A 7,184-nucleotide genomic window follows, 5' to 3' on the forward strand; every position below is an offset into this window, starting at 1 on the left:
GAGGGCGAGCACTGGCTGTTCGGGATGGGCGTGTGGGGCGACTCGCCGAACTGGGAGCTGAACGACGTGGGGGTGCTCCGGCAGGCCGACGACATCGCCACGTGGGGCAACCTCACCTACCGCGAGACCGAGCCCGGCCCCGTGTTCCGGAACTACGCGGTCACCCTGAACATGCAGAACGGGTTCAACTTCGGCGGGGTGCACAAGCAGGCGCGCCTCGGGCTGTTCGCCCATTCGCAGCTCAACAACTACTGGATGGCGAACCTCAACATGAACTACAACGCCGCCCGGCTGAACGATCGCCTGACCCGAGGCGGTCCGCTGATGGGCGCCCTCGCCTGGGGAAGCGTCGGCGTGGGGCTCGCCAACGCCCACACGTCCAGCACCCGCTGGGACGTGAACTTCATGTGGGGCAACCTGAACGGGGGCGACGACTGGTTCGCGGACGTCGGGATCGGCTTCGAGCCGAGCGATCGGCTCACCTTCCGCGTGGCGCCGGGCGTGTCGTGGATGACCAACCGGCGGCAGTACTACACCACCATCGAGCGGGACAACGACCGGACCTACGGTGAGCGGTACATCTTCTCGACCGTGGACCAGAAGACCGTGTCGATGCAGCTGCGCGCCAACTACGCCTTCACGCCGGACCTGAACCTCGAGTTCTACGCCGAGCCGTTCGCCGCCAGCGGACACTTCCACGCCTTCGGCGAGCTCCCCGAGGCGAAGAGTTACGAGCTGCGCGAGTACGGCACCGACGGGACCACGATCGAGGAGATCGTCGAAACGGATCCCGACGGAAGCACCTCCCGGTACTACGAGGTAACCGACGGCACCCAGACCTTCGAGCTCGGCGACAACGACTTCAACACCGTTTCCTTCCGGTCCAACCTCGTGTTGCGGTGGGAGCTCCGCCCGGGCAGCACCCTGTTCGTCGTGTGGCAGCGCAACCTCTCCGACTACGCGAACATCGGCAGCCCGGTGAACGTGGAAGACATGTTCAGCTCGCTCGGCGCCGCGGGGCAGAACATCCTCGCCATCAAGCTGAGCTACTGGCTGCCCATGTAGGTCCCGGCACCTCTCACGGCGGGGTCGCAGCCCCCTCGCCACGTGCCGACCGCTTGCCGCCGCCGCACCGCCCGTCCACTTTTGGTCGCCATGAGCCTTCTCAAGGAGATCAAGGAGCGGCGGCTGCTGCCGCTGATGGGTACCTACCTGGTCACCGGCTTCGTCGCCCTGGAGGGCGTCGACCAGTTGATCGGCAACGGCATCCTTCCGCCCATCGCCTACAAGATCGCCCTCGTTCTCTACCTGTTCGGGGTTCCGGGCAGCCTCTCGATCGCCTGGTTCCACGGCGCCAAGGGGCGCCAGAAGTCCACGCGCGCCGAGTACGTGATCCAGGGCGTGCTGGCGATCCTCGCGCTCGCGACCGTCGCCCTGGTGGTGCGTAACCACCAGGAGGAAGCGCGTCTCGCGGAGCTCGCCGCGGCCAGCGGAATCGAGGCGACGAGCATCGCGGTGCTCTACTTCGACGATTTGAGCACGGACGGAAGCCTCGACTACGTGGCGGAGGGCCTCACGGAGTCGCTGATCGACCAGCTGAGCGAGGTTCGGTCCCTCGACGTGGTATCGAGGAACGGCGTGCGACCGTATCGGGGCTCGGGCGTTCGCCCCGACAGCATCGCCCGGGCGCTCAAGGTCGGCAGCCTGATTCGCGGAAGCGTGGAACCGGACGGAGACGAGCTGGTGGTCACCGCCCGCCTGGTGGATGGGCTCAGCGGAGCGGACATCGAGAGACGGGTGTTCGAGCTTCCGGAGGGAGCGTTCCTGGCGGCTCGCGATTCTCTGGCCGAGAACGTGGCCCGGCTGCTCCGCCGGGGACTGGGAGAAGAGGTACGTCTCCGCGAGGCGCGCGGGGACACGGAGAGCGACGAGGCGTGGTCCCTTCTTCAGCGGGCGGAGCGCCTCAGGACCGACGCCGAGGCCGCGAACCGCGCCGGAGACGCGGAGGGCGCGATCGCCCTGGCCGCGAGGGCCGATTCGCTGCTCTCCCTGGCCGAGACCGCGGACCCCGAGTGGGTGCGCCCGCCAGCCCGGAGGGCCCACATGGCCTTCCGGGAGGCGTTCTTCGCAGCGACGGGCCTCGGCGACTACGACCTGGCGGGCGGACAGATCTCGCAGGGAGTCGTGTACGCGGACCGGGCGCTGGCCATGGAGCCGACCGACGCGGATGCGCTCGAGCAAAGAGGCTCGCTGCGATACCTGCAATACCTCCTCGGCCTGGTCGAGGACGACGCCGAAGCCGAGCGGCTGGTGACCGAGGCCCGGGAAGACCTCGAGGCGGCCACCGAGTCGGATCCGACCCGGGCGACGGCATACAGCATCCTGAGTCACCTGTACCTGACCCAGGATGATGACGTCTCCGTCGTGCTTACCGCGCGCCGGGCATACGAGGAGGACTCCTACCTGGAGGATGCGGACCGCGTCATCCGGAGACTGTTCTGGGCCCACTACAATCTGGAACAGTTCCGGGATGCACGAGACTGGTGCAACCGGGGCCGCGAGCAGTTTCCAGCCAATTTCCATTTCGTCGAGTGTCAGCTCTGGCTCATGAACACGCCGATCGAGGAGCCCGACATCGGTGTTGCGTGGCGCCTGAAGGCGGAACTGGACTCGCTCGCGGCGGCCCCCTACCGGGAGCGGCTGGGAAACCTCCTGGTGGGAGGGGTGATCCTCGAAGCAGGCCTCGCGGACAGCGCCGAGGCGGTGTTCGACCGGGGCCGTGCGGACGAGACCATCGATCCGAATCAGGAGCTTCTGTGGCAGGAAGCCGCTCTGCGCTCGATCCACGGAGACCCGGAAGGGGCCGTGGAGCGGCTCCGCCTGTGGCGAGCGGCCACGGATGGGACGATCGATCCGGACTACTGGTGGTGGGAGCCGCTGGCCGATCGCGAAGACTTTCGGACCCTGCTGACCCGCTGACCGTCATCCCCCCACCCCTGTAGGATCTTCGCCACACGTGTTATTGTAGGGTTGGCCGTGCGTCGATTCGTCACTTTGCCTTCCCGACGGATCGCGCTCAGGCACCGAGGCAAACCGAATCCGGAAGTAAGAGGCAGCTTTCTGGCGCCGGTGGGAAGCGGGCACCACGGGGATCGTGCGTGCCACGGTTCCATGATGCCGGTGAGCCGGAAAAGCGCTCGTGTCTTTGTCAGCGCAGGCGTGCGCATCTGGAGGTAGATAGTGAAGCGAAGGATCGTGGTGGTGATAACGGCCTCACTCGTGGCCCTGTCGTGCAGTGACGCGACGGACTCACTCGTGGAGCCGAGGTCCGAAGGATCGGCCCTGTTCGATCATGTGGCGGATCCTGCCGCCGGGTGCCTGGCGGAGGCGATGATCGGACCCCTGACGGCTGGAGCGTACGACGCCGGAAAGAGCTATTCGCCCTGTGACGCCCGGCTGCACGACGGTCAGGACGGCGTGTATTTCCTCTCCCCGACAACGTCGAATCCTTCCCCCTCAGACGCTTTTCAGTCGGGGCTCGAGGGATATCTCAAGGTCGACGCGATCCGGATCTGCGATGCCGACCTCGACAGCTGCGATGATCCGGCCGATTACCGCCTTCTGGCGGACTACGGAGAGGTGTCCGCGAGTGACGGCAGCTACGGGGCAAGCTGGAAGACCCGTAAGAAGAACGACGTACCGGCGGAGTCCTCCTGGCGGGTCCGGGTGTGGTTTGACGCGAACGCCGACGGCACCGATGAGGTGAACATCGCGTATCGCGACTACCTGTGGACGAACACTCCCTCACTCGACCAGCCGGCCGATGATCCGCTGAAGGCGGTTCAGCTGGGCTCGAACGAGAACATCAACTGGTTCCTCTCCGACGCTTTCCTGGCCAACGCGTGCCCCACGGAGGCACCGGTGTCGGTGACCTGTCTGCTGGGAGACCAGCCGACGACCCTGACGGTGATCAACAACGGCAGCGCCGCGCAGCTGAACATCGGGGACAACACCACGGTGGGCGGCGGTCTCCGGTCGTGGACCCTCACGCTCCCGCCGCGGAACGCCAGCGGCCAGTGCGACAACCTCGACATCTCGCTCGACCTGCCGAAGTACAGCTGCACGGCGACGGTCACGGTCGAGGGAGGAGACATCGACCTCACGCAGTGGCAGAACACGCCGACGACGATCGAGATCTGCGAGTCGGAAGTCCCAGCCGAGTACGACGTTCCGGCCGACGAAGTGATCCGTGTCGGTACACAGGACCAGAGCAAGCTGAGCATACTGCCGTCGGTCTCCGCATCGGAGGTCGATTGCGGCCTCGTGGATCCGCCTCTGCCGCCGCCGGGTTCGGTGAACACGGCCGCCGCCCCCGGGTTCTTCGAGTCGGCGCTCGCTCGCGCCGCCTTCTGGTTCGCCCCGAGGGAGCTGGATGCCACGCTCCTCGCCGTCGCCGGCTCCAGCGCCAAGGGTGGCGGCCGGGTCAGCGACCTGAGCGACTTCCAGCTCGTCGGCCCGGGGTACGGGACCGTCACGCCCTCCACCCCCGTGGTCGTGACCGGCGACCAGGCCATCCCGATCAGCATCTCGGCTCGGGCCCCGGCGGGCGGTTCGGTCGTCGGGATGCCGGGCACGCGCTTCAAGGTGGTGCCGCCGTCCGGAACCGTCGTACTCGGCTCCGGGGCGAGCACGAACGCCGAGTTCGACCCCAACACGGGCTATGGAATCACCGGTGACGACGGATACCTGGACCTCGAGTGGACGCCCGGGCCGGGCGAAGACCAGAAGCTGGCGATCATGAGCTGCGGCACGGCGGTGGCCGGCCTCGACACCCCGCCGAATCCGCTCACCGGTCAGCCGGACTACATCCTCGGCCTGCCGATCGCGAGCTGCGACTACGACGCCACCGATGATCCGGACGCCGCCGCGGACGGATACGCGAACGGACCGGTCCAGGGCGCCCTGGATCCGTTCTTCGATCCGAACGACGTGTACGAGGTGGCGGTGAACGACGAGCCGATGTTCGTCACCGCGAGCGTCTGCTCGGCACCGGACATCAATGGAACCAAGGCAGCCGGCGAGTGGGATTGCGCCAATTCGAACACGTTCCCGGTGAACCTGTCGGGCGGCGGACCGGGCAGCACGCCGGATGCGACGCTCTACTGGTTCAACGACGCGGACTTCCTGTACCTGGCCGTCGAGGTACCGCGCGGCTCGGATGAGAAGGCGACCTCGCTGTGGTTCGAGTTCGGAGAGGGGTCCGGACCGTCGTCGACCAGCCCCTACGACGAGCTGTTCGGCATCGTGCGGGACAACAAGAGCCCGCTGACGGGCACCTTCGAAGACCGGTACGTCGATGCCGGGTGCGCCGGGAGCAGCGGCTCCTCGGTGTGCGATCCCGGAGGCGACTACTCCGTGGATCCGGACACGCATGGAGCCGGGGCGGTAGCCTTCAACAGTTCGAACGGAGGCTTCCTGTTCTACGAGATCAAGCACCGCCTGGCTCACCCGGACGGTGAGACCGTGGTGGGCGACTTCGACGTGGGGTCCGGGGACCAGCTGGGCTTCTTCATCCGGCTCGCCGTCGGAAGCGGTGCGCAGGGCAAGACGATCTGGCCCGACTTCCGGGTCTACTCCGCGTCGGGCGGACCACCGATCACGATCGAGTAGTCGGTCGCCCAACAGCCCATGCACGAAAGAGCGCCCGGCGGGATTCCCCGTCGGGCGCTTCTCTTTGCCCACCTGTCGTCTGTCGCGTGCCTTCCGGCCGGGGACCCGCGGGCCTTCGCCTCGGCCGCCGGTGCCCCGCTCCGTCAGCCCTTCCGCACGCGAGCCTGCAGTGCTTCCCCCATCCAGCCGCCGGCCAGCGCCAGCGCCGTGCCGACCGCGAACGCGAGGGCCAGCCACCCGATCGCCGGGGGCGCCTCCACGAAGGCCGTCAGGAAGGCGATGTGAGCCAGGATGAGACCCGCGGCTGCGATCCCCGGCTCCACCATCGTCTTCCCCGGGGAGTAGAAGCCGACCACCACCCCGGTGACGAGAAAGGCGCCGGTGAGAACGATGGCGTCCTGAGCCGGCGAAGCCGGCATGAGCGCGTGGGTGAGGAAGAGCGCGTAGGTGCTGAGGGTGAATCCGACCACCACGCTCACGAACACCCACGGCCAGTCGATCGGTCGATCGACGTGCGCCTCATCGAGCGTGCCCTGGAGCATCTCCCCCACGTATCCGCCGAGCAGCGCCAGCAGGAGCGCCCCGAAAGGACCGGTGACCCACATCAGGTTCGGCACCGGGACCCGCATCTGGAACGCGATCAGGGCGAGGGTGAGGACCGCGAGCATCAACCCCGCCACGGCGGCCTCCCGCAGCGCCTCTCCCCGCGAGGCCGCGCCTACGAAGATCCCGACCAGGATCACGGTCAGCGACCCGACCAGGACGTCCACCGCGGGGCGGTCCAGGTAGCGGTCCACCAGGTTGAGGAAAGCGACGATCACCACGGCCCCGAAGACCACCCCGATCACGACCCACGCCCACCGCATGGGCGTACCGGTCGAGGACGACTCGCGCTCGAACCCCATCAGCTCTCCTGTGAATGGTGTGGAACGGGCAGCCTCGGAGGTCCGCCGCGCCCCATGATAAGACGGCTCTCGGCGGACCGGCAAACGACGGCCCGGCATGGCGAGGGGCGGGCTCCGTTCAGCCCGCCTTCCGGATCGCCTCCCGCGCCTGCCACAGGTGACGCCTCTGGTGCCCGACCATGGCATTCAGCCACATGCCGAGGCTGAGGCGCAGCAGCGGCATGGCGGGGGAGCCGATCTTGATCCGGGCGAGATCCACGCCCGAGGCCAGCTGCACCGTTTCGATGTACCGGTTCTGGATCGCGAGGAAGTCCTCCACCGCCTCGTCCATGTCGTACCGGCGGTGCGCCGGGGCGTACAGCTTCGGCGCCTTGAACCGGCGCCGGGGGGGAAGCTCCTCCGCACCGGACTGGCGGGCGAACCACCTCTCGAACCACCCATACTCGAACGGGCCGTGGGCCAGCCACCCGTTCTCGCGTGCCCGCGTGATGCCCTCGTTGAGGGCGGGCAGGAGCTCCCGCCCGGTCGCCGACAGGTGCTCCACGCATTCCGCGGCCGACCACGACTTCTCGGAGGGGCGCGCGTTGTAGGCATCCTCGTCGATCGATC

Annotated in this window: 5 protein-coding genes; 3 read left to right on the forward strand and 2 right to left on the reverse strand. The window is 67.7% G+C overall.

Features of this window, described 5'->3' with window-relative positions; all coding sequences use genetic code 11:
• The 3 genes from AC36XV_RS11620 to AC36XV_RS11630 all read left to right on the forward strand — a co-directional run.
• A partial coding sequence (locus tag AC36XV_RS11620) for a DUF5916 domain-containing protein (protein ID WP_492203849.1) occupies nt 1-1,065 on the forward strand: 1,065 nt, incomplete at its 5' end.
• A 90-nt stretch (nt 1,066-1,155) separates the two neighbouring features.
• Nucleotides 1,156-2,979 (forward strand): hypothetical protein, encoded by a 1,824-nt coding sequence (locus AC36XV_RS11625; RefSeq protein WP_492203850.1) that lies wholly within the window; start codon nt 1,156-1,158, stop codon nt 2,977-2,979.
• A 261-nt stretch (nt 2,980-3,240) separates the two neighbouring features.
• Nucleotides 3,241-5,670, forward strand: a complete 2,430-nt coding sequence (locus AC36XV_RS11630) for a hypothetical protein (RefSeq protein ID WP_492203851.1) — start codon at nt 3,241-3,243, stop codon at nt 5,668-5,670.
• Between the two features lie 143 nt (nt 5,671-5,813).
• On the opposite strand, the gene AC36XV_RS11635 is transcribed toward AC36XV_RS11630, so the two are convergent.
• Complete coding sequence (locus AC36XV_RS11635; RefSeq protein WP_492203852.1) at nt 5,814-6,575, reverse strand: hypothetical protein; 762 nt, start codon at nt 6,573-6,575, stop codon at nt 5,814-5,816.
• 118 nt (nt 6,576-6,693) lie between these two features.
• Nucleotides 6,694-7,184: DinB family protein (locus tag AC36XV_RS11640; protein ID WP_492203853.1), on the reverse strand; the 491-nt coding region annotated here is incomplete at its 5' end.

The sequence above is a fragment of the Candidatus Benthicola sp. genome, assembly GCF_058719085.1.